At 37.3% G+C, this 24,437-nt stretch carries 20 protein-coding genes and 1 pseudogene; 4 read left to right on the forward strand and 17 right to left on the reverse strand.

What is annotated here, in order from left to right; translation table 11 throughout:
• Positions 1-107: 107 nt before the first annotated feature.
• The 5 genes and pseudogenes from AC4BHP_RS07165 to AC4BHP_RS07185 form a co-directional block, all read right to left on the reverse strand.
• Positions 108-755, reverse strand: coding sequence for an EAL domain-containing protein (locus tag AC4BHP_RS07165; RefSeq protein ID WP_490551791.1), 648 nt, complete (start codon positions 753-755; stop codon positions 108-110).
• Between the two features lie 125 nt (positions 756-880).
• Complete coding sequence (locus tag AC4BHP_RS07170; RefSeq protein ID WP_066100207.1) at positions 881-1,534, reverse strand: response regulator; 654 nt, start codon at positions 1,532-1,534, stop codon at positions 881-883.
• A gap of 234 nt (positions 1,535-1,768) precedes the next feature.
• Positions 1,769-2,152 (reverse strand): hypothetical protein, encoded by a 384-nt coding sequence (locus AC4BHP_RS07175; protein WP_139891203.1) that lies wholly within the window; start codon positions 2,150-2,152, stop codon positions 1,769-1,771.
• Between the two features lie 304 nt (positions 2,153-2,456).
• Positions 2,457-2,774, reverse strand: a complete 318-nt coding sequence (locus AC4BHP_RS07180) for a hypothetical protein (RefSeq protein WP_066100214.1) — start codon at positions 2,772-2,774, stop codon at positions 2,457-2,459.
• Positions 2,775-2,952: 178 nt separating this feature from the next.
• Positions 2,953-3,530: pseudogene (locus AC4BHP_RS07185) on the reverse strand (TspO-related membrane protein).
• A 485-nt stretch (positions 3,531-4,015) separates the two neighbouring features.
• Between AC4BHP_RS07185 and AC4BHP_RS07190 the strand changes: the two are divergent.
• Both AC4BHP_RS07190 and AC4BHP_RS07195 read left to right on the forward strand, forming a co-directional pair.
• Positions 4,016-4,531 carry a LemA family protein gene (locus AC4BHP_RS07190; protein WP_180349931.1) on the forward strand — a complete coding sequence of 172 codons (516 nt, stop codon included), beginning with the start codon at positions 4,016-4,018 and terminating at the stop codon, positions 4,529-4,531.
• Positions 4,531-5,292 (forward strand): TPM domain-containing protein, encoded by a 762-nt coding sequence (locus AC4BHP_RS07195; protein ID WP_490551792.1) that lies wholly within the window; start codon positions 4,531-4,533, stop codon positions 5,290-5,292. The genes AC4BHP_RS07190 and AC4BHP_RS07195 overlap by 1 nt, the downstream gene beginning before the upstream one ends.
• Positions 5,293-5,455: 163 nt before the next feature.
• On the opposite strand, the gene AC4BHP_RS07200 is transcribed toward AC4BHP_RS07195, so the two are convergent.
• The 3 genes from AC4BHP_RS07200 to AC4BHP_RS07210 are packed head-to-tail and all read right to left on the reverse strand — an operon-like array spanning position 5,456 to position 10,253.
• Positions 5,456-7,264 (reverse strand): ABC transporter substrate-binding protein, encoded by a 1,809-nt coding sequence (locus tag AC4BHP_RS07200; RefSeq protein ID WP_375138403.1) that lies wholly within the window; start codon positions 7,262-7,264, stop codon positions 5,456-5,458.
• Between the two features lie 47 nt (positions 7,265-7,311).
• On the reverse strand, positions 7,312-8,787 hold the full coding sequence (locus tag AC4BHP_RS07205; RefSeq protein ID WP_139063783.1) for an ABC transporter permease: 1,476 nt from the start codon (positions 8,785-8,787) through the stop codon (positions 7,312-7,314).
• Positions 8,788-8,801: 14 nt separating this feature from the next.
• Positions 8,802-10,253 carry an ABC transporter permease gene (locus AC4BHP_RS07210; RefSeq protein ID WP_373925463.1) on the reverse strand — a complete coding sequence of 484 codons (1,452 nt, stop codon included), beginning with the start codon at positions 10,251-10,253 and terminating at the stop codon, positions 8,802-8,804.
• Positions 10,254-10,455: 202 nt separating this feature from the next.
• Between AC4BHP_RS07210 and AC4BHP_RS07215 the strand changes: the two genes are divergently transcribed.
• The gene (locus AC4BHP_RS07215; RefSeq protein WP_066100223.1) at positions 10,456-12,180 is read left to right on the forward strand and encodes an ABC transporter ATP-binding protein; all 1,725 of its coding nucleotides are present in this window, start codon (positions 10,456-10,458) and stop codon (positions 12,178-12,180) included.
• Between the two features lie 230 nt (positions 12,181-12,410).
• On the opposite strand, the gene AC4BHP_RS07220 is transcribed toward AC4BHP_RS07215, so the two are convergent.
• The 5 genes from AC4BHP_RS07220 to lepB form a co-directional block, all read right to left on the reverse strand.
• Entirely contained in the window at positions 12,411-13,400 is a 990-nt protein-coding gene (locus AC4BHP_RS07220) for a Gfo/Idh/MocA family protein (protein WP_066100226.1), read from the reverse strand.
• A 73-nt stretch (positions 13,401-13,473) separates the two neighbouring features.
• On the reverse strand, positions 13,474-14,685 hold the full coding sequence (locus AC4BHP_RS07225) for a phospholipase D-like domain-containing protein (protein WP_066102251.1): 1,212 nt from the start codon (positions 14,683-14,685) through the stop codon (positions 13,474-13,476).
• Positions 14,686-14,824: 139 nt separating this feature from the next.
• On the reverse strand, positions 14,825-15,256 hold the full coding sequence (locus AC4BHP_RS07230; RefSeq protein ID WP_066100229.1) for a YlbF/YmcA family competence regulator: 432 nt from the start codon (positions 15,254-15,256) through the stop codon (positions 14,825-14,827).
• Between the two features lie 2 nt (positions 15,257-15,258).
• Entirely contained in the window at positions 15,259-16,797 is a 1,539-nt protein-coding gene (miaB, locus tag AC4BHP_RS07235) for a tRNA (N6-isopentenyl adenosine(37)-C2)-methylthiotransferase MiaB (RefSeq protein WP_066100232.1), read from the reverse strand.
• A 415-nt stretch (positions 16,798-17,212) separates the two neighbouring features.
• Positions 17,213-17,767, reverse strand: coding sequence for a signal peptidase I (lepB, locus tag AC4BHP_RS07240; protein WP_066100235.1), 555 nt, complete (start codon positions 17,765-17,767; stop codon positions 17,213-17,215).
• 538 nt (positions 17,768-18,305) lie between these two features.
• Between lepB and AC4BHP_RS07245 the strand changes: the two genes are divergently transcribed.
• Complete coding sequence (locus AC4BHP_RS07245) at positions 18,306-18,866, forward strand: GNAT family N-acetyltransferase (RefSeq protein ID WP_066100238.1); 561 nt, start codon at positions 18,306-18,308, stop codon at positions 18,864-18,866.
• A gap of 141 nt (positions 18,867-19,007) precedes the next feature.
• Here AC4BHP_RS07245 and AC4BHP_RS07250 read toward each other — a convergent pair whose 3' ends face one another.
• From AC4BHP_RS07250 to AC4BHP_RS07265, 4 genes are all read right to left on the reverse strand, one after another.
• Positions 19,008-20,186 (reverse strand): glycine C-acetyltransferase, encoded by a 1,179-nt coding sequence (locus AC4BHP_RS07250; protein ID WP_066100241.1) that lies wholly within the window; start codon positions 20,184-20,186, stop codon positions 19,008-19,010.
• Positions 20,187-20,298: 112 nt separating this feature from the next.
• Positions 20,299-21,339, reverse strand: coding sequence for an L-threonine 3-dehydrogenase (gene tdh / locus AC4BHP_RS07255; RefSeq protein ID WP_148629585.1), 1,041 nt, complete (start codon positions 21,337-21,339; stop codon positions 20,299-20,301).
• 345 nt (positions 21,340-21,684) lie between these two features.
• Positions 21,685-22,551 (reverse strand): 2-oxoacid:ferredoxin oxidoreductase subunit beta, encoded by an 867-nt coding sequence (locus AC4BHP_RS07260; RefSeq protein WP_066100243.1) that lies wholly within the window; start codon positions 22,549-22,551, stop codon positions 21,685-21,687.
• Positions 22,552-24,288, reverse strand: coding sequence for a 2-oxoacid:acceptor oxidoreductase subunit alpha (locus AC4BHP_RS07265; protein ID WP_490551793.1), 1,737 nt, complete (start codon positions 24,286-24,288; stop codon positions 22,552-22,554).
• Between the last annotated feature and the right edge of the window lie 149 nt (positions 24,289-24,437).

Consider the following 24,437-nt stretch of genomic DNA (forward strand, 5'->3'; position numbering starts at 1 on the left):
AATAGATCCTAATAGCCTTGCTCGCGTTTTTTATTTTTGGACAGATACTTTCCCTCAACTAAAAAGCATCTTGTTCTATGCATAAGAACAAGGACCTAATTTACTAGTTAATTAGCGATTCTCCTAAGCTTTGTTTTTAGTTCATGTGCAGGCACAGGTTCTGAATATAAATAACCTTGGACTTCGTCACAGCGGATACTTTTTAGAAATGCCATCTGCTTATCCGTCTCCACACCTTCAGCGATTACTTTCAAATTTAGAGAATGTGACATCGAAATAATAGCAGAAATGATTTTACTATTACTTTCGAAATCATCAACAAAGCTTTTATCAATCTTTAAAGTGTCAACAGCCAATTGATTTAAATAACTAAATGAACTATATCCGGTTCCAAAATCGTCAATACTGACTTGTATCCCCATTTGACGGAGCTGTTGTAATAAATGATTATTTTCCTGTTTATCATGCATCATGATAGTTTCGATCACTTCAATACCAATTTCTTTCCCGGTTAACCCATATTCTTTTAATGCTTCTGCAAAAAATTCAACAAAGTCCTCCTGTGAAAAATGAATAACAGATATATTTATTGAAATAAGTTGAATATATATCCCTTCCCTTTTCCATACCTTAATTTGCTGGAATACTTGGCGGATAATTAACCTTTCAAGCGGTACAATAAGTTTGGCCTCTTCAGCTATCTTGATGAATACAGCCGACGACATGAATCCATAGGTATAATAATGACTAAACAAAGATAGCTCACCTCTTTTCATTTCTAGCAGCCTAATCAATAATTTAGTGAGTATTAAAAAGAATCCCACTCTATTTATCGACCATTCTTGGGTGAAGTTCAATCGACTATTTCATTCCTATTTATTTAATTCACTAAAGAATATATATAAGCCATCAATTCTGAACGGTTATTTACTTTAAACTTTCTGTATAGCTGACTTACATAATTCTTAACTGTACCATTAGATAAGAATAAATAGTGGGCTATTTGTTCATTTGTATGCCCTTCTGACAATAGTTTAATAATGTCATGTTCCCGATCGTTCAGGTTAATTCCCTGTTTCTCCAGTTTAATTGGTATTGGCGATGATGGTTCATTTTGTAAATACATAATTAAATTCTTTTGAATAATAGAGGGCAGTACGATATGCCCATTCACGCATTGCCTAATTGAATAAAGAAGATGCTTCGTTTCCACATTTTTTAAAATATACCCGGTTGTTCCCTTTTTGATACTATCGATGATTTCATCTTCATTTGTATCCGCTGCAAGCATGATTACTTGACTGGAAGGATAGGCATTTTTAATGATTGCTAAGGCTTCATTCCCTCCATTTGGAGGAAGATTGCTATCAAGGAGTATTACATCTGGTTTTTGCTCAGACATCATTTTTATAAGACTATCAGTATCTCCAGCACAACCTGTCATTTCAAAGTCATGTTCATCCTTCAAAATCATAAATAATCCATCACGAATAATGGCCTGACTCTCTCCTATAAGAATATTTATTTTACTCATACATTCCACATCACTTCTTACCCTTCGTTACTAGATTATTGAAAAGTTTTATACACTTTACCTATTTGTAATTTTTGGTAAAACAAGTCTATAGTCCTAGTATAATAACAAGTTTTGTCGAAGTATATACTTTTTTCCTAAGTATTCCTAGTATTGTAAAATAAACTAAGAGCCTCATTCCCTAAAAAGGAAATGAGGCTCTTATAAAGATCAGAAAAATAATATGATTAGTTATTAATAGATGGATTTACGCTGTGGTATGTATCTATGAAGTATATGGATTCCTCCAAAGTTTCTTTTTTTAGATGATCTCATATACTCAGCATATAAAGTTTGGGCACGTTCTGAATAATATTCCCGATAATCTTCATGCAATTCCGCATTAATATAATTCATAATTTTTATGTACTGTCTCTTTATCCTTTTTGCATCTTTAGATAATTGAATCATCTTCTCAAATTCCATCAGATAACCTTGAACCAAAAGTACATTCCCGGCTACATTTAATAAAACATCAAGTTTTTGATCCGGATTATCCATATAGGGTACCTGTGTACTTATCCTGCTTCTATTTTTATGTAAACTCTTTTCGTGTGAATGAATCAACAAATCTTTCATCCTCCCTGCTTTAGAGTTTTTCCAATTCCATAATACCAAATATTCTGACTAATTTATATTTTTAGTATAAGTCGTTACCTACGGATATGAAAAGATGCCCAAAGTCATTTTAATATTTAAGGAAGATAAGCCCTTTTACTTATTTATCTAACTAATAATCATGAAATTTTTATCCTTCTAGAAGAAAATCTGTGGGCAGCTGTATTATTACATTGCTATAAATTTAATTCATTATTGCACGTGCTATAATATATTTTTGTTATTTATTATCCAGTCGGTGCTTATCATATCTATTTATATCCAATTATTCAGCTGATTTATCCAATTGTTTCTTAATTTGCTTAAGCATCTCTTTAAATACCTTTACATCGTTTTTCGGAATATCCTCTTCCCCATAACGAGATCTTTCATATATTTCGCTTAATTGACGATTCAGCTCATCATTATTTAAATGAATCCGGTTCAGCCAATCACGGAATAATTCTCCAAACTTTCTTTTATGTATACCCTTCATATCCCTTTCAAATTTATAAACTAGCATTCTGATCGGTATATTTGAAGGAGGATTATGCTGAGCTCTATTGTCTTTATTTCGTTTTATTTGTCCCAGCCTCTTTAACATTAACTATTTATCTACCTTACGTTGTGATTATATGTTTGTTTTTGTTTGTTTACCGGGATACATGATGCAATAAAGATGATAACAGCCAACCCATATGCCATATGTAGGCAATGCCCTCTGAAGTCTCCTGATTACGAATTCCAATCGCATTGTATGCCCAAACAAAGACAAAGGGATATCAATAATTCGATTCCTTAAATTTAAAGATAATCGCCAGTCCTGTACCAACCACAAGCATAATAGCTGTCCATATCTCACCGGATAAACCAAAGCCGTCCCACCCATATTCTTTCAATACATAAGCTACATTAACAATTGTCGCAACACTAATCCATCCAAGATTGATTGAAAATGGTGCGATATCTAATAAGCCAGGATTGCTATTTTTCATTCGCCTATACAAGATGATCAAACTGATTAAATAGGTAAACATAACAACAAGACTAGCTATGAAATATTCATAATGCCAGGTCAGGATCCACGTACAGTTCAATAGCCCGCTTAACATAAATATAATGCTAGTATTTGTATAAACAGGCAATCCTCGACGCTCCCTTGGATACTGTCGAATAATCCATATACCTATTAAAATATTAAAGACCAGATAGAAAATGCGTAACCTGCACGTGTGATTAATACATCAATTCGATTTGATATTTCTCCTGTCGTCTGACCGTTGATTGGCAGCAAGTTAGCCAAAGCATTAATAACCACAATTAAGATAAAGACAAGAGTATTTAACTCCCGTCTAATCATAAACAACCCCTTCCAAGAATAAGATAGTCAATATATTCCTCAATTCACAACCCTTTAACCATTTAATACAATAGCCAGGTTATCACCTAGAACTTGGAGAATAGTTCAACAAAACTCTTCCTATACTGTTTAGATAATAAATGGCCGACAGTACTCTGTCGCATTTTATTCAATTGGCTTCAACTTGCTTGCAAATTATTATCTGATTTAGACTGACCTCTCTTTAACATTTCTCTTTACTATACTAACCTGACAATTTGGCAAGAATATTAATTAAAACATTCTTTTTATTAGGTAAACCCAATTATAATTAGGAAATGAAGCCTTTCAACTAAGATTGCTTTTTTATATTTAGGGGTATGATGATTAATGAAACTTTTTCACCCATCAAACGTTATATAGTGTAAGAAAGGAGTGCAAAAATATTGAAAAGAGGATCAATCATATTACTTGCTGGGGTTGTGGTTATTGGCATTATAATCGCTATGTTTGCTTCGAGTTATAATGGCTTTGTGAACGCAGAAGAGAATGTCGATAAAGCTTATTCCCAGATCGACAACCAATTACAAAGAAGGATGGACTTAATTCCTAATTTAGTTAATACCGTTAAAGGGTATGCCGAGCATGAAGAAGCCGTTATAAATGATGTCTCAACTGCTCGTGCAAATCTTGCCGGTGCTAATACACCGCAGGAACAAGCAACGGCCAATGATGAACTTACAGGTGCATTAAATCGACTATTAGTTGTTGTTGAAAACTATCCTGATCTGAAGGCCAATCAAAGTTTCCAGCAATTAATGGATGAACTGGCCGGTACTGAAAATCGGATTGCTGTAGCAAGACAGGATTATAATACGGAAGTATCCACTTATAATAAAAAAGTGAAGCAATTTCCCGGTGCCTTGATTGCCGGATTATTTAATTTTGATAGCAAGGAATATTTTAAAGCTGCTGATGGCGCAGAGCAGGCACCGACAGTAGATTTTAATGGAACTGAATGATGTTTAAAAGAATTCTCCACTCAATGGCGACTTTCTTATTCTTATTGGTCAGCTTGATTGGAAGTCCAGTGTCCGCAGCTGTTCCCAAACCACAAGGGGATATTTACGTTCAGGATTTCGCCAATCTATTAGATGACAGTGAGGAACAACAGTTGATTCAGTTAGGTCGTACATTGGAAGATCAAACAAAAGCCCAAATTGCTGTGTTAACCGTAAATACTTTAGATAATCAAACACCTGAAGAATACGCACTGGATGCCTTCCGTACATATGAGCTAGGTGATAAGGAACTTAATAATGGTGTCCTTTTATTAATAGCGAATAAGGATAGAAAAGCCCGTATTGAAGTTGGATACGGTCTTGAAGGGGCATTGCCTGATGGAAAGGTTGGCAGAATATTGGACACGTATACTATTCCATATATGCAATCTAACCAACCTAACGAGGCTGTCATCAATACGTATAAGGAATTATTTAATGTCGTCTCTCAGGAATATCAACTAAATGAATCAACCGATTCGAAAGCTTATGTCTCCGAAGTAAATAATGAAGGCGGTATGGCGACCTGGAAAAAACTATTAATAGGAGCTGCACTTGTTACATTTATCATTATTGATATGACTTTCTTTGGTGGTACATTTACTTATATGCTTCTTCACATTCTGTCTGCATTTTCAAGGAACGGCGGAGGTCGTGGAGGTGGAAATCGCGGCGGCGGTGGCGGTTCATCTGGCGGCGGCGGGGCTTCGAGAGGCTGGTAAATTATAAATACCTATAACTAATCAATACCATAATTGAACCCGGCGATAGAAAATCAGTTTGTTTTCCTTTCCCAGTTTCGTATTTTGTATATACAGAATATATTCTTAATCAGTCATACTGAACAAAAAAGAATCCTTTTCGGGATTCTTTTTTTGTTTCTATTTACTTTTCAGAGCGATAGGCTTCTAAAGCTTTTTTGACTTTTTCAGCATCAGGGGATAATTCGTTACCTGTATCAACAAGCGGGCTGACGGTTGAAATAGCCTTTGCTTTATCGCCTTTATAGAATTGAATGAACTCATCCTGATTAATGGAATAAAGAACTGCCTTTCTTAAGTTCTCACTTTGTGCAACATCACGATTTTTCGTGTTAAATAACAAGTAAGAAACGGCATTACTCTGGATGCTTTGTAGTTTCATCTTGCTGTCTTCCTTAAGAATATCAAACTTTGTTTCTGGTACACCGGATAGCATGTCGATTTCACTGCTTCGTAGTGCACTAAATGCGCTATCAGGGTCTTTGATAAATCGTACGGAAACTCTATTAATATATGGTTCGTATTCTCCCCCTTCCATATAAGCAGGGTTCTTTTGGAATACAGCTTCATAGTCATTTTTGTACAGCATTATATAAGGTCCGCTTGTATATAACGTGTTATTATATTGGCTGCCCTCGGTTACCGTACTTTGATCTCCATAAGGGATATCTTTCTTGACATCGAAAGAAGCTACATCATAAGTATTGATGCTTTCAACTTGTTTTTTCGAAACAATTCCTGCAGATTGGTGGGCCAGATAATTCAACACCTGTGGGAATGGCTCAGTTGTTGTCATTTTTACGACTTGATACTTCCCATTTTTTTGATCGGCATCCTCTTTTGCTTTGACTAGTCCCGTTATTTCACTTTCCAGATCTTTATTAAGAGCGTCCTTTACGGTGCCTTTCTCATTGGAAAGCTTCACTGATTCAAGGCTCGCCACGTCCTCAACGATTTCTACTTTCTTGATATGCTCATGCAAGCTGTATGTTCTGTGGTCCGGTACGGAATCTTTGTCTTTCGCACGATTCAAGGAAAATATGACATCTTCTGCTCCGACTCTTTCACCTGAGTCAACTGCCTTTTTATTTTCTACTTTAGCAAACCGAATGTCATTTCTGAGTACAAAATAATATTCCGTATTTCCTTCAGCAATGGCATGATTCAACGATAAGGATGCATCCGAGGTGATTTTATCATCGTCAGTCAAATTCACCAAACGTATATACATATTCGTATTCAATTGGTTGATGGAACCATCATTCCCTTTGATTGGATCAAGAGAAGTTAGCGTAGACATCGACTGTGTCAATTTCAAAGGTTCCTTATCACGCTTTGTAGTATCGGCAAAATCAATTGAATCCCACGCCAAGGCCCGCGACTTCGACAAACGTACGGATTTTTCCTTTAATATATCTGTATTAACCGCTTGATTTTTGTTGGATATATACAAAGGAGCAATATAAGCCTTTTCAAATACAAGGTGGTCTTCTAACTCTTTGTAGGTTCCTTTATATTCTTCTGGAGTTTGAGTAGATGCTTTATTAATCAATTTATCCAATTTAGGATCTGATATAATGCTATAATCCCCTCCTGTTATAAACAACGATCGCACCGCATAATCCGGATTACCCGTAACTGTGGTCCAACTCGACATAGACACATCGAAATTGCCTGCATCTTCCTGTGCTTTAAAGCTTCCGAAATCCGGTTGAAGATTCAATTTGACTTCAAATCCATTTTTCGTAAGTTGATCACGAAGAATATTTACATCTGACTCGTTGGCACTCGTACTCAATATTTCAATCTCAATAGCTTCCTTTTTTTCACCATCATTAACTTTATTACTTACATCATCTTTTGTTTGGACTGTGCATGCGCTAAGAACCAATAAGAATACAAGCAATAACGGCATAAATCCTTTTATCTTCAAAATAACTCCCCCAAATGATTCATATTTGATAAAGCTTCTTTTCATAATCAGGATGATCGATCAAGCTTAGGATCAAGCGCATCCCTCAGACCATCCCCAAGAAAATTGAATGACAACACAAGCAAAACGATTGCTACTCCAGGAAAAATAGCAAGATAAGGATTAGATTCCAAGTAGGCGCTTCCAATTCGCAAAATATTTCCCCATTCTGGTATATGTGGTTCAACCCCAAGTCCAAGATAACTTAAGCTGCTTGTCGATATGACAGCTGCACCTATTGTTAAAGTGGATTTCACGATCATAGGAGCCATGGAGTTAGGGATGATATGTTTGAAAATGATGGCACGATCCTTTACTCCAAGAGCCCTCGAAGCCTCTACAAATTCATAATTAGAAACCTGGAGCACATTAGCGCGCATCGTCCTGGCATATGTAGGAATAGCCCCTACGCTTAAGGCGATAATCAAATTAACAGTATTAGCTCCAAAGGCAGCAATGATTGTAATCGCCAGCAAAATACCTGGGATAGCATATAAAATATCTAAAAGCCGCATGATGATATTATCAGTATGTCTGCCATAATAGCCTGAGATGGCACCTAGGAATCCTCCGATCAATACAGGAATAAGGGTAGCCAGGAAACCAACAATGAGTGATATTCTAGCACCGAATACAAGCCTGGAAAAAACGTCCCTGCCGAAATTATCCGTACCGAATGGATAAACGAGACTCGGAGATTGCAAGATTGCTCCGTAATTATTTTCGATTGCAAGACTCATTTCAAAAGTAAACATACTGCACACTGAAATCATGAACAGAAAGATGATAAAAAACAAACTCAGCATCGCTGCAAAATGCTTTGATAACCTTTCCCATATTGATTCCCACTCTGTCTTAACACCATACTGCAGATTTCTAGCCCTTAGTAGGATCGTTATTCCAAACACTAGAGAAAACAGATTTCCGGTAAGGGTGCTCAACAGAAAGAAAATAGCGACAACGATGGATGCCTTCTTATGCAGTCTCCCTTTCAGGAGCAACAAAACACCTAACAGATGGAACAATGTTATCGCAATCAAGGTAGCCATTCCTGTCATAAAACTGTTTGACACATACGGTTTAAACAAATTAAGGGCAGAAACACCTATTACAAAGCAATCAACCAATAGCATATAAATTCCAAGAGAGTAATAGAGATTTTTCTTCTTTTTAATCAAGATCAACGCAGCTGCTGTCAAAAAGACATTCCCGCTGAATAGACTTGCCAGTTGAATAATCCCCAACCTCCTGGTAATAATCGAAATATCTCCTTTTTCCAGTAAGTCTATTTTCATTCTCCTCAGCAAAATGCCCTGTATGGCAGTAAAGCAGGTATAAATCCCAAACATCCATAAGAAAAATCCTCTACTTTCCATACTTTTGAAATCATAGACATTTAGCAGAAAAATGATTGTAAGTATCAAAGAAATACCTAAAGCGAACTTCGCCTGTCTATATTCCTGTGAAGCTTTTAAACTATTCATTTCATACACCTGCTTTAGTATTGTTTCATCTTATGCCGAATCCGCGGATCAAAGAATGCATACAAGATATCGATGAACATATTAACAATAGAAATGATAATGGCTGTATAGATGACAGCGCCCATTACTGCCGGCACATCCGGTATAAATTGTTTATCGACAATATAACTGCCCAGACCGCTGATATTAAACACTTTTTCTGTGACTGCTGCCCCTCCGAGCATTCCTCCAAATTGTAGTCCTATCACCGTAATAATTGGGATAAGAGCATTTGGTACTGCATGTCTCATGACAACTCTTTTTCCACTTAAACCTTTTGCCCTTGCCGTCAACATATAATCTTCATGTATGACTTCAAGTGTCGATGACCTGGTCATTCTGGCAACTGCAGCTGTCAGTCCTGTTCCAAGTACCACGACAGGCATGATTAGCGAAAGCCAATTGTTAGCACGATACGTTGCAGGTAGCCATTCTAAATGAACCGAGAAGCCCAATATGAAGATCAGCCCTTGCCAGAAACTCGGAATTGATAGTCCAAGCAAGGCAATTAACATAAAAGAATGATCAAAGATTGTATTCCTTCTGATAGCCGAAATGATTCCGGTTGGTAATGCGACCAGTACTGCGAGCAATAAAGAAAAGACGGCGATCGTCAATGTAATTGGAAACTTACGCATAATGGAAGATATCACGTCTTCATTTCCAGCAAAAGAACTACCTAGATCAAAAGTGAAGATTCCGATTATGGTGTCTCGTAATTGAATAAAGTAGGGCTGATCCAATCCATGCAAAGTATTGAATGCGGCAATCTGCTCCTTCGTTGCCGTTTCTCCCAATATGTTAGCAGCAGGATTGAACGGTGAAATATACAAAATCGTAAAGACAAGTATACTTACACCCAAAACAACGAAAATAGTCATGATTAAACGTTCCATCACGTATTTTACATAAGGGTAACTAAAGATAAACATCAATATGTACATAAAAAAACCAGCAATGAAGGAAATGAAGAAGAACCACCTTTCGCGGAGCAATACAGAAAATACATCCTCGAATTGCATCTTCCCTTTCCACGGTTCACTATCATCGCGAGTCGAAGAGACCATTAACTCTGATATATAGACATTTAATCGATGCTCGGCAAGTTGGGTTGCTTTTTGCTCAATCTCCTTATCGTCTACTTTCTTGTCAAAGAAATCCCGCTTTTTTCTAAGCTGATCCTGATAGTCCTTCTTAAAAGCAGTGAAATGGCCAGAATCGATAAGGGATTGCTTTAGCTCTGCTTCTGCAGCTGTATAACTACCTTTGTTTCTTTTGAAAAGATAATAAAACATAACAATTAAAAAGAGCGGAGCCCCCAAAATCAGGAGGAAACTTTTATATGCAGAGTTAGCCATCATTTTCCTAAAAATTTGATCTATCCTCTGTACAAAAGAATGGTTCCCCTTCCACTCCTGCTCATTAATCAATAATATCCCCTCCTTTTTTCCTTCAGCGTTTAGCCGAATACATATAATCATTCGTATAAACAAAAGATTTAAGAATAATTGCACTTTTCCGAGTGGTATAGTATATTTTATTTTAGCAATTGGTAAAAGTCAACAGTACGAGGAAATATATCCATTAGTCTTTTTTGGACCAATATGATGATTTGGCAGGTGTCTTTTGATGAATTCATTATTGCAAGTGCAACACTTATCGGTATCTTTTGAACAAGAAGAACAGGAATTTCAAGCTGTACAAAATATCAGCTTTTCACTTAATAAAGGAGAAACCTTAGGAATTGTCGGTGAATCAGGCAGTGGTAAAAGCGTCACTGCACGTTCAATCATGCAGCTGTTACCAGTGAGCGCCAGACGAAAGAACGGAACGGTTCTCTTTAACGGAAAAGATATTGGGAAATACTCAGAAAAAGAAATGGAGGTCATTCGTGGACGCGATATCGGAATGATATTCCAAGATCCAATGACATCTTTGAATCCGACCATGAAAATCGGAGATCAGATTGCAGAAGGATTAATAAAACACGAAAATCTATCCGATAAACAAGCCAAAAACCAAGCGCTCGATATGTTGGAATTGGTCGGTATTAAGGACAGCGAAATTCGCTATGAACAGTATCCTCATGAATTTTCTGGGGGAATGAGACAGCGGGTAATGATTGCAATAGCATTGGCATGCCGACCGTCTTTGCTAATAGCAGATGAACCTACAACTGCTCTTGACGTCACCATTCAGGCGCAAATCCTTAATCTAATGAAGAAGATGCAAGAAAAGTTCGGAACTTCAATCATTTTAATCACGCATGACTTTGGTGTAGTAGCTGGAATGTGCGACCGAGTAGCCGTCATGCAAAACGGGGAAATTGTAGAGACTGGTTCGACAGAGAAAATCTTTACCTCACCCACTCACCCTTATACAAAGAAGTTACTTCATGCACTTCCGAAACTAAATGAAAAGAAGAAATTGAAACCGGTACCTAATATAATCAGAAATACTGAAGATGTCCCGTTGCTGGAAGTGCGCAATCTTAAGCAATACTTCGATATTGGCAAAGGCAATACAATAAAAGCAGTAGATGATATTTCTTTCAGTATTAAAGCTGGGGAAACATTAGGAATCGTCGGCGAATCAGGAAGCGGTAAATCCACTACCGGACGCTCAATCCTTCAATTACATACCCCTACCGGAGGGGATATTCTTTTTAAAGGTATGGCGCTAAACGACTTTTCTCCTAATGAAATGCTCATCATGCGGCGTCATATGCAAATGATCTTTCAAGATCCTTATGCTTCTCTCAATCCAAGGATGCGGGTATTGGATATCATAGGTGAAGCACTGGATGTCCATCATCTCGCCACCAATAAATCAAATCGAAAGAAACGGGTTGAGACTTTGCTTGATATGGTTGGTTTGGATCCTGCATTCGCGATGAGATATCCGCATGAATTCTCTGGAGGGCAAAGACAACGAATCGGTATCGCCAGGGCTTTAGCAGTCGACCCTGCCTTCATCGTGTGTGACGAGCCATTATCAGCCCTCGATGTCTCCATCCAAGCACAGATCGTTGAATTGATGGAAGATTTGCAACAACGGCTCGGTCTCACCTACCTGTTCATCGCTCATGATCTTTCCATGGTTAAACACATTAGCGATAGGGTAGCCGTCATGTATAAAGGAAAAATAGTAGAGTTGGCCGAAAGTGAAGAATTATATTCTAACCCTCAGCATGATTACACAAAATCGTTATTGGCCTCGATCCCTATCCCGGATCCAAAGATTGAAACACAAAAAAGAAAAAATGATGGATCAATTAAAACAGAGAAAAAAGAGTATAATGTTGAAAACACAAAACTAGTGGAAGTGTCTGCCGGACACTGGGTTGCCATTTAGCCTTAATCATTGGTTTGAAAACTTAAAGAGGCATCCAAGATCCTGAATGCCTCTTTCCACTTCTTTGTTTTTTACATAACCAGCTCTTCCACAACTGGATACACAAACTGGAAATTTTGCTCGTCTGGCAGTATATAGTAAGTATAATCAATGTTGATCTGTCTAAACTCTTCTTTCATATACTCACAGAAAAAACTTATGTTTCGGACTTAACAGACCTCAATTAAAAGTTACAACTTAACAATACTTTGATCTTTGATTGATTTATAACAAGCTTCAATTATTTTCATATTTTGCACGGTATCCAATGGCGTATATGCTGGGGTTTGATCGTTAAGTATACATTCTGCAAAATGATCCACTTGCATCATATATTGATCACACATAATCACTTCTTTTCGGGTCTCCCCTCCGCTTTTAACCAATAATTCCCCTTGATGTCCAACAAGATCTGGACGATAAGCATTTCTGCATATAATCTCTCCTAGAGTGCCAACCACGCGGTATTCATTTCGATTAGTCATTTCAAAACTGCAATCAAACATCGCTCGCACACCATTATCCATCGTCATATGCGCTGTGGTAGTTAAGTCTACATCATAAGGATTATTCAGATCTGCAAAGCCCATTATTTCTATTGGTTCAGCTCCTAAAATATGCCTGATAGCATGGATATTATAACAGCCAACGTCATATAGGGCCCCTCCCCCTTTTTCCGAAGATAAACGAATATTATCCTCATCATCACTTAATAAAAACGAATGACTGGCATACATATACTTTACCTCGCCTATTTCTCCCGTTTTAATAATATCTTTTACACGTTTATGTTGGGCATGAAATTGGTACATGAACGCTTCCATCATTTTCACACCATAACGCTCACACGCATTCATCATTTCAATTGTTTCTGCCTCTGTCAAAGCAGCTGGCTTCTCAACCAACACATGTTTACCAGCTTTTGCTGCTTCCATTGTCCATTTTGCATGCAAATGATTTGGTAATGGAATATAAACAGCTTGTATTTCAGGATCCGCTAATAATTCTTCGTATGAATCATATGTCCTCGGAATCTCCAAGCTTGCAGCCACATCTTTAGCCTTTTGACTTTGGCTGGCAATCGCTGTTGCCTCTCCATGGACAGAACGTTTAATGGCGGGAATCACTTGAGTTTGCCCAATATCTGCCGTACTTAAAATACCCCATTTTATTTTTGGCATTCTTATTTCTCCTTTCCAAAGTCCTAAAAAAAACGGATCATTACAATGATCCGTTTCTTAGAAGTTACTTCTATTATAGATAATAATGTACACATTTGGCAATTTTCATCAGTATTTTATCTTTCATTTTAAGGTTATCAAAATAATCTAATTTAATTTCCTTTGAATCCCCGAGATCTACATCTAATTGTTTTTGAACCGTTTGACTAAATGGTGATGATTTCATAAATAAAGTCATTTCATCATTCAACCTAAATGAACGTGAATCGATGTTGACTGTTCCAGTCATTAATCTTTCATAATCTACTAGGACAACCTTCCCATGGAAAATTCCTTTATCATATTGGTATACCTTCATTCCGTTTTCGAGTGCTTCTCTGACAAAAGGATACGCAGCCTGGGTTAACATTAATCCATCTGAATGTTTGGGCCACATGATGATAACCTCCACATCACGTTTTCTTGCCCGTTTTAAAGCATCCATAAAATCACGATTATCTGGAATAAAATAGGGGGTCGCAATGATAATTTGTTTTTTTGCCGCATCGAATTCTTGAATAAAATCCTCAACCAAGCCAAATCCACTTGAATATACCTTCAAATAATGATTGGTTTCTCCTTTTTCCAAGTCAACCTTATGTATAGGTGGAGAGTTACCTGTATTTACCTTCCAATCCTCGCAAAATTGTTGTTCAAAGTCCTGAACACCCTCACCTGTCATACGGATCTGATAATCATGCCATGTATTCTTTGTATATTTTTGTGCTACATTAAGTCCGCCTGTGTATCCGATTTTCCCATCTATCACAGCTATTCGACGATGATTTCTATGCTGGATGGAGTACCAAATATGAGGAAAATGAGGATCATTGCTATAGGTTATATGCACCCCTGCTTTTCTCAGTTCATCAAACCAATCATTCTTACCCTTTAAAGAGCCTGCTCGGTCTACCGAATAATAAACTTCGACTCCTTGATTCGCCTTTTTCTTCAATAAATCGAAAAATTTTTCGCTTGCTTCACCGCTACCAATTGAAAAATAATGAATATACACATATTCCTTAGCCTCTAAAATATCTTTTGAAAACTGAGGATAAAAAGTTTTCCAATCCGTGTACAATCCAAAATTACTGTTACGAATTGGATAGGTATGAGGTTGGCTACCTGCTTCCGCCGCTTCTCTTCCCGCTTTAATATCATAATTCACCCATACTAAAAGCAAGCCTATAAAGGTACTAAACAGTAAAAGACCGTTAATGAAATATATAATTATTTTTTTCAGCATCCTGACTGTCCTTTGAATGGAAGACAAATTACATCTTCCTTTTTGCTTAGTATGTGTAAATGAATCCATATTATTAAATAAGTAAAAAAGCCACACATCACACCTTTTTAATAAAGGAGTAATGTATGGCTTTCTAAAATTAGCAGCTATGGCTGTGAGAATTATTTTTTACTTTTGAGCCAGTTTCCCCACGTAACAAATCACCATTAGTTGCTTTAATGATTTCATCTGTCACTGTATTTGAGATGACATTAGCTACCATCTGCAGAAGATCATTAACTTCCATCTGCGATTGTTTGAATTCCTGGACAATCGGAATTTCATCCAATTCACGTTCTACCTTCGCTAATTTTTCCTCTGTCTTTTTAAAGGCTTCTGTCTTTCCATAATGTTGGAAGTTGACCGATTGCTTTTGTAACCCCTTGATTACTGACATTAACTCAGCTACATTTTTATTTTCATTGATTTGTGCTTCCGCTCGTTTAAAGAAATCAACTTCATTAGTCGTTGAGATCATTTTAGCCAAGTCTTTTGCTTTGTCAATAATTTGTTCTTTCGTGTAGTTCCCCATTTTTAAACTCCCACCTCTACCTCATTTGTTTCTTCCACATACTCACCATCAAGTGACCATGTTTTAGCATTTGTAATTTTTACTTTTACAATTTTACCGATAACAGATTTTGGAGCTCTAAAGTTAACTAATTTATTTTTAGTTGTGTATCCTGCCAGTACATCCGGATTGTTTTTGCTTTCCCCTTCAACTAAAACATCGAGAATCTGGCCTTTATATAATTGATTTTTTTTGTTGGCTGTTTCGTTTACCAGTGCATTCAAGCGTTGAAGACGCTCTTTTTTGACTTCCATCGGAACATTATCCTTCATTTTTGCGGCTGGTGTACCTTCACGCGGAGAATAAATAAATGTATAAGCCAAGTCATATCCAACTTCTTTATAAAGAGACATCGTTTCTTCAAACTGTTCGTCCGTTTCATTCGGATAGCCAACTATAATATCAGTTGTCAGTGTGACGTTAGGGATTGCTTCCTTGATTTTACGAACCAATTCCAAGTATTGTTCACGAGTGTATTTACGAGCCATGATTTTTAAGACATCATTATTACCGGATTGAACAGGCAAATGGATATGATCCATCATGTTTCCGCCCTTAGCCAGAACTTCAATCAAATGATCATCAAAATCACGAGGGTGACTTGTCGTGAAGCGCACACGCGGGATATCGATTTTACGAATTTCTTCCATTAAATCGCCTAGACGATAGTCGATATCTTCAAAGTCCTTACCGTATGCATTTACATTTTGCCCAAGCAATGTGATTTCCTGATATCCTTGAGCAGCCAGCTGACGAACCTCCTGAATGATATCTTCAGGTCTGCGGCTCCGTTCCTTTCCACGTGTAAATGGAACAATACAGTACGTACAGAACTTATCACAGCCATACATAATATTAACCCAAGCCTTGATGTTTCCTTTTCTTACTTTTGGAAGGTTCTCAATAATATCCCCTTCCTTGGACCAAACCTCAATAACCATTTCTTTGGACATATATGCTTCCATCAGTATTTCCGGTAAACGATGGATATTATGTGTTCCAAATATCATATCTACAAAGGCATGCTTTTGTAAAATTTTATTCACAACAGATTCTTCCTGTGACATACATCCACATACACCAAGCAATAAATCAGGCTTATTTTTTCTCAATGCTTTTAAATGGCCAAGTTCACCGAACACTTTATTTTCAGCATTTTCTCGAATGGCACATGTATTCAATAAAATTACATTGGCATCCTCCACGCTGTCAGTTGGTTCATATCCAAGAGCTAAAAAGATACCGGACATAACTTCAGTATCATGCTCATTCATTTGGCAACCGTACGTACGGATATAAAACTTGCGTCCTTCACCCATACCACGGAATTGTTCATTAATATTAAAATCCTTATGATAATTAATCGCTTCTTTTCCGCGTTTCTTAGCATCTTTTAAGGATGGTGGCATGTAAACCGTTTCAAAATACTTGCTATAATCTTTCTCTTGCTTTTTGTCATTTTTAACAGCGGTCGTCGTATCCAATCGTTGCTGCTCGTTCATATAAATCCCCTTCCATGTATCCACACTTATTGATTAAATCTATATATATTATTAAATAGACCAAACCACTCATAAACACAATTATAAAAGCACTAAACTCAAAAATAACAATTACAAACTGTATTGCAATCATTTTTAAAACTATCGTTGTCACATTCATTTAGTATAATGGTTTTGGGCAAATTTCTCAATATGAAGTGTAAAATAGCCTTTTTTGGGATAAACATGCAGATAAAAATACCTGTACAGGCATATATACAATTTTTTTGGTTCTTCCTATTACTTAAGAGCATTTGTCTTTCTAAACAATCCCTAAATCAATCACATATGTCTCCAAAAAAAATGTTTGTCTGCGTTATACCAATGTATTCTTTGATATAAGGCAGACAAACATCCTCCAATAACACTATTCATGTTACTTCGCAAAACCAATATCACTTATTGGCCAAATGCGCAGTTTCACTTCACCAATAATTCGATCCATCGGCACAAAACCAAATATCCTGCTATCTTTACTGTACAAGCGATTATCTCCAAGAACAAACATTTGTCCCTTTGGAACTTTTTGTTTACCTGTCAAATTCTTCAATGTAAAATCTTCAGTCAGACGTTCCCTCTCTTGTAAATCCTTCTTAAATTCCACCAGATAAGGTTCATCAACCGCTTTTCCATTGATATATAGAACATCATTCTTCATCTCAACAGTATCTCCTGGAAGACCAATTACACGTTTTACATAACTATCAGATGAATCTGTTGCATGAAATACGACCTCATCAAAACGGTTAATCGTTGTCATTTTACTTAAGATAACCCGATTTCCATCCTCGAGACTGGGAAGCATAGATTCTCCCCTCACTGTAGTTGGCGTAAAAACAAACTGACGCATTAAAGTCACAATAACAATTGCCAATACGACAGATTTAAACACTGACATAGCTTCTTTTCCTATATTTATCTTATCATTCATAAACCGTACTCCTTTAACCTAATTCATGTACACCCGCTCTGTTCTCTTCTTCATTCATTCCCTTACAAAGAAAAATACAAACGTGTTGGATGTATAAGACGTACAATGTCAATGAGCTAACAAGCCTTTATGTTCTATCATTCTTAATGAATTTTCTGTACCACTTAAAGACTGTTGGAGAATAGCAAAAAAACAGATAGCGCAATAGGACAATTACATAGAATAAAGCCACCTGAATAGGATTACCTAGTGAATCAATGACAAGTTTCCCCCCACTGCTTTTTATTCATTTTGTTCATTGAAACTACTTTCAGAGATATCGACCCTAAAGGTTACTCATCCTAAGTAATTAAACAAGCGAGAATCCTTTTAAATACTATTTGTAATTTTCAAATATTTGGTTTTGGGATATAGTTATACTATTAATAAAAAGGAGTTGTGGATATGACCGCGCATATGGCAGTCGATGTTTTGTTAACCAACAAATAATCTGAGGGAGTGTATCTCCGACTGCACCCCTTATTAAAGGGAGAAAAACATGAAACAATTTTTTGATAACTATTTATCAGGTAAAACAGTTTTATTGAAACAAATGGAACCACATCATTTTGAGCGCTTTGCTGAAATTGAAAATGAAAATAGTACACTATTACTTGCAAATGATGATATTCCATTTCCATTAACAGCTGAAGATCACACAAATTTTTTCAAAACGATTAGTGGGAAAAAAGAAGAGTTTATGTTTGGTATTTTTGAGAAAGAATCAAATGAACTTATTGGATCATGTGGTGTATTCGCAATTAACTGGAAGAATAGCACGTGTTTTGTTGGGATATCCATTGGCAACGAGTGGCACAATAAAGGCTTTGGCACAGATGCTATGAATACATTAATTTCTTTTGTTTTTAATTACATCCATATCCATAAAATCAAACTTCAGGTGTTCAGTTTTAATACCAATGCTATCCGCTCTTACGAAAAATGCTATTTTAGTAAGGAGGGTACATTACGAAATGAAATCTTCAGATTTGGGTCATTCCATGATGTACATGTATATGGTTTACTGAGAGAAGAATGGAACAAGCGACAGACTAACTAACTAAAAAAAGCATTAATTCACGTTCTTCATGAATTAATGCTTTTCTGTATTACTATTAACTTGTTAATTAGAGATATCTGAAGTTCCCTCTAAGTAGCCTATTATTTTAAATAACTATTTTCGAAAGACCAATCATACAGTTTATTTAATAATCCCCAGCTCTTTACCAGCCTTTTCAAATGCATTTAATGCTTTAGCCAGCTCCTCTTTGGAATGTTCTGCTGTTACAATGGTCCTGACACGTGCATGACCCTTTGCAACAGTTGGGAATGCAATCCCCTGAGCAAATACACCATATTCCATTAATTTATTAGACAGCTTATTTGTCAAAGCCTCATCCCCAACGATAATGGGAGTGATCGGTGTTTCGCTTTTTCCGGTATTAAAGCCCATAAATTCTAGTCCTTCTTTGAAAAACTTTGTATTCTCCCACAAACGCTCAATTAATTCCGGTTCTTCCAATAATACATCAATTGCTTCTATATTAGCCATTGTCACTGCAGGCGGGTGTGATGTACTAAATAAGAAAGGTCTGCCTTTATGAATTAAATAATCAACCAATGTACGGCTGCTTGCCACATATCCTCCAAGAACCCCTATAGCCTTGCTTAACGTACCTACCTGAATATGAACACGTCCATCCAAACCGAAGTGATTGACTGTTCCACGCCCATTTTGGCCAAGTACTCCTGAGGCATGCGCATCATCGACCATAATAAGTGCATCATATTTTTCTGCTAACTCCACAATCTCGGGTAGCGGTGCGATATTGCCATCCATGGAAAAGACACCATCTGTTACAACTAAGCGTTTACGATAGGATTGAGTCTCTTTCAGGACATCCTCCAAGCTGTTCATATCGACATGCTTATAAACACGGCGTGTAGCTTTTGTTAGTCTTATTCCATCGATTATGGAAGCATGGTTTAATTCATCCGATATAACCACATCTTCCTGTGTAAGAATCGCGGATAGAACTCCTTGATTCGTTGTAAATCCAGATTGAAATACTAAAGCCGCTTCCGTATGTTTAAATTTCGCCAACTTCTCTTCTAACTCTATATGCATATCCATGGTACCGGCAATTGTACGTACCGAACCTGTTCCCACTCCATATTCTTCAATGGCATCAAGCGCTGCATCCTTTAAACGAGGATGTGAAGTCAATCCAAGATAGTTGTTAGATGATAATTGAATCAAATTTTCCCCATTAATCTTAACTTTTGTACCTTGTTCTGATTCCAGAGGAATTAATGGATGGAACAAACCTGTTCCTTTCATTTCGTCTAATTCTGTTTGCAAGTATTCAAACCCCTTCAAATCGCTTCCTCCTCATCCAATTGTTTACCTTATATTCCTTCTATTCCCTATATTTTTGCATTATATCAATAGTATTGAATAAATTTATTACTCTTCCTCATTCAGCACCCTTTTACGGCAGTAATATCACTTTTCCACACTCACCTTTGATCATAAGGTCAAAGCCTTTTTCATACTCTTCTAAAGGGAAGTGATGGGTGATTAATGGTTTAACATCAACCTGCCCTGATTCCAGCAATCGGGAAACCTGCTGCCACGTTTTAAACATTTGTCTCCCTGTAATTCCTTGAACGGTTATCCCCTTAAAAACGATATCATCAGTAATATTGAGAGGCACAGGCTTAGAGGGTAAGCTTAAAATAGAAAACCTGCCTCCATTCGTAATCATTTTAAATCCTTGATCGATGGCTATAGGATGACCACTCATTTCACAAACAATATCAACCCCATTGCCACCCGTTAAATCATAAACTGCCTGAACAGGATCTGTCTTCGATGAATTAATCATCACAGTAGCGCCCAATTTACCCGCTAGCTCTAAACGGTAATCATTAAGATCTAACGCAATGACCTGTGAAGCCCCAGCTGCTTTTGCCACTCCCACTGCCATAATACCAATTGGACCGCAACCGATAATAGCGACCGTTTTCCCGACTACTTCACCTGACAATACGGTGTGGACCGCATTCCCCATAGGCTCCTGTATAGAAGCTACATCTATAGGCATATCTACAGGATTTTTCCAAAGATTAGATGCCGGTAAAGCTACATATTCAGCAAAACACCCCTGTGTATCAACCCCAATTATCTTTGTGTTTTTACATATATGATATTGTCCCGTCATACATTGAGGGCAGATTCCACAAACTAAATGTGTCTCAGCGGAAACATAATCACCTATCTGGAAATCCTGTACTTTATTTCCCACTTCAACAATCTCTCCTGAGAATTCATGCCCAAATGCATAAGGAGGATTAACCCTATGTTGAGACCATTCATCCCAAGTATAAATATGGACATCCGTCCCGCATATGGACGTCGCCTTTACTTTAATCAACACTTCATCCTCTTTGATAGAAGGAATATCAATCAATTGGAGTTCTGCTCCATAACCTCTTTTATGTTTTACAACCGCTTTCATTTTTCCATCCACCGTATACACACTCCTGTCTAAAAAAACCTGGTTTATACCAAAATTTTAAATTTTTAACTTAATTATGTAAATAGGCTATTCCTCGTATGGCGGACAGTTGATTATAAGAAGAATATTTTTTTAAAAAAGTATACTAAAGTGAATATTTTTTCCGGACTAAGACAACCTACATTGTCATCTAAGAATGAATCCCCATGTATAAGTCGTTATCAAAGGTATCTGCTAATCATAATAAAAACCCCTGATATATCAAGGGGTTCATTCTTCAAGAGATTTCTCCATGAATACTTACCTCACATTACATAAAAATAATACCGACCGATTACTCGGCCGGTGTTTATTCAATTACATAAATTCTGCTGTCAATTTATCAAAATGTTCCTGAGTCAATTTCAAATCAGCAGAAGATAAAGGTTTTTCAGCATACCCCTGAATTAATTCCTGATAGGAAGGCTGAGCAGTATTTTGATAAATTAAGCCGGTAACTAAGCCTTTATGCTCCATTAACGTCTGCATCGCTGCTTCTTTATTGGATGGATCGTAACCTTCAATTGTTGAAAGCTTTGTTAAATTACCCTTGAACCAATCATACGTATTCACTTTATTATAGGTCACGCATGGACTGAAAACATTAATTAAAGAAAAACCTTTATGACGAATACCTGCTTCAATCAATGCTGTCAAATCTTTTAAGTCGCTGGAAAAGCTTTGCGCCACAAAAGTCGCACCAACTGACAAGGCCATTTCCATTGGAGATATCGCCTGTTCAATCGAACCTCCAGGCGTAGATTTCGTCTTAAAGCCGGCTGCAGAGCGCGGTGATGTCTGACCCTTCGTTAAACCGTATATTTGATTGTCCATAACAATATAGGTGATATCAATATTTCTCCTAATCGCATGTACTGTATGACCCATGCCAATTGCAAATCCATCACCATCTCCACCTGAGGCAAGGACGGTTAAATCACGATTCGCCATTTTGACACCCTGTGCGATTGGTAAAGAACGGCCATGTATACTGTGAAACCCATAGGATTGGATATAACCGGAAATACGGCCTGAACAGCCTATTCCGGAAATCACAGCAAGTTGATCCGGTTCCAGACCTACATTAGCTGCTGCCCTCTGGATAGCGGCCTGAACAGAGAAGTCACCACAGCCGGGACACCAGTTTGGTTTTACATTATTTCTAAAGTCTTTAAATGTAGCCATTTAAACCAACTCCCTGCATTTTGTATACACTTCGTACGGCAAAAATGGATTGCCGTCATATTTTAAAAGCTTCGTAATCTTCTCGGCATGGCCAATATTCATTTTCAGAATGTTGGCAAGTTGTCCTGTTGCATTATTCTCGATAACAACTACCTTTTTCGCATCCTGAACATAGGGCAGTAACTCATGGGCAGGGAATGGATGAAGAAGCCTTACATGTACATGGTTGACTTTAATCCCGTCATCAGCCAGGTTTTTCATCGTCTCTTCAATGACACCTCTAGTAGAAATAAATCCGACCAATAGCAAGTCTGGATTCTCATGGACAGCATTTATATGGATTGGATCTTTAAATCTTACAGACTCGATTTTGCGCATTCGTTTATCCATTTGAGCTACACGATTGGAAGCAACCTCTGAGGGTTTTCCCGTCTCATCATGTTCAACGCCTGTAACATGATGGATTCCATTTTTCATTCCTGGAAGAGGTCTTGGTGATATCCCGTCTTCCGTTACAGCATATCTCTTAAAATAACTTTTATCAGTAGGCTCAGGTAACTCCTCAGAAATTAATTTACCTCTCCTAATCTCAACCCTGCTAAAATCTAAAGGCTCAACGGTTTGTTTACCCAATGATAATTGTAAATCGGAAAGGATAATCACCGGAACCTGATATTCTTCAGCTAAATTAAAAGCTTCTACTGTATCGTAGAATGCTTCCTCCACTGTACTTGGTGCAAGAACGATTTTTGGAATTTCACCATGAGTTCCATAAATCATTGCCATCAAATCGGATTGTTCCTGTTTTGTAGGCATACCTGTCGAAGGGCCTCCACGTTGTGTGTCGACAATTACAAGCGGAGTTTCTGTAATACCCGACAATCCAATTGCCTCCATCATTAGCGATAAACCTGGACCAGCTGAAGCTGTTAAACTGCGTACACCTGCATAATTTGCGCCAATTGCCATCGTACAAGCAGCAATCTCATCTTCTGTCTGTATGACGCCTCCTCCAAACTTTGGCAGTTGCTTAATTAAATACTCCATTATCTCAGAGGCAGGCGTAATCGGATAGGCAGCCATAAAGCGAGTTCCACCAGCCAGAGCACCCATGGCAATCGCATCATTACCAATCATGAATAAACGTTTTTTTCCATCAGCTTCTACTAGCTGCAACACTCCAGCCTTGTTACCCATTTGTTCCATTAAAAAGTCATAGCCAGCTTGAATCGCTTCTAAATTCTTTTCAACGACAGCGGCTCCTTTTCTTCCAAATATTTCCTCAACCACTTCTGAAAATACCTGAATATTTAAACCAAGCACAGCACTAGAAGCGCCGATAGCTACCATGTTCTTCATCAAAGATGTCCCAAGCTGAGAGGCTATTTCTGTAAATGGGACGGAATAGAGTACTGCTTCGGTATCTAAAGGAGCTTTGGGATCAAACTTGGTGTCGGCCAAAATAATACCGTCTTTATGTAATTCTTTATAATTCACATCAATGGTTTCTTGGTCAAATGCCACTAACACATCCAAATCGTCGGCTATTGATCGAACCTGTGTTGTGCTTACTCGAATTTTATTATTTGTATGGCCCCCTTTAATACGGGAAGAAAAATGGCGATACCCATACAAGTAATATCCCAGACGATTTAATGCAATAGAAAAAATTTCTCCAGTACTTTCTATGCCTTCACCTTGCTGCCCTCCAACTTTCCATGAAAGTTGTTTATTCATTTCCTTTACACCCCTTCGATTCCCTTATATGAAATATTGGTTTTTCATGTCAGCTATAAAACTATTAACAATAATTTTATTATTTACTAGAATATACCATTATGTCTACAATATTAAGCTTAAGTTTCTAAAAAAACCATAAATAAAGA

This window comes from Pradoshia sp. Z4_20 (genome assembly GCF_058216035.1).